Origin of the sequence: Alkalibacterium iburiense (assembly GCF_039521845.1) — a bacterium.
GTDB lineage: Bacteria > Bacillota > Bacilli > Lactobacillales > Carnobacteriaceae_A > Alkalibacterium > Alkalibacterium iburiense.
In genome coordinates this window covers 11873-12249 of sequence record NZ_BAAACW010000065.1, presented here as the reverse complement: position 1 = coordinate 12249, position 377 = coordinate 11873, and the positions used below count along the sequence as shown (strand labels likewise).

At 43.5% G+C, this 377-nt stretch carries 1 protein-coding gene; it reads right to left on the bottom strand.

Annotated elements, in window-relative coordinates:
- Positions 1–322 (bottom strand): transposase (locus tag ABDZ53_RS05590; RefSeq protein WP_343754606.1); only part of this gene is annotated, 322 nt, incomplete at its 3' end.
- Positions 323–377 lie beyond the last annotated feature (55 nt).

Genomic DNA, 377 nt, shown 5'->3' with positions numbered 1-377 from the left:
GTTCACTGGACCGGAAGGTGTTAATGGTTTTATAACTGACGGGTGTGTCGCCCGTTAACCATTTCATCGGTATCGATTCTTCATTCATTCGTTCTATTTTACGACCTGAATAAGCCGAACGGCTGTAAGCAAACAGGCACATTTTTAACAACATGGCTGGATGAAAAGCCGGGCGTCCGGTATGCGACGTTTCTTCTAATAAAACTTCTGCAGGAATGGAATCAACGAAACGACTAATGAGCCGCGCTTCGTGATCAGTTGGAATAGTAAAATCTAATTGTAGTGTTAATGCGGTTTCCATTGTGGTATACTGTTGGTACATAACGAGCCCCTCCTTAGTTGTTGGTCGTACTTCAATTATAAGGTAAGGGGCTCGT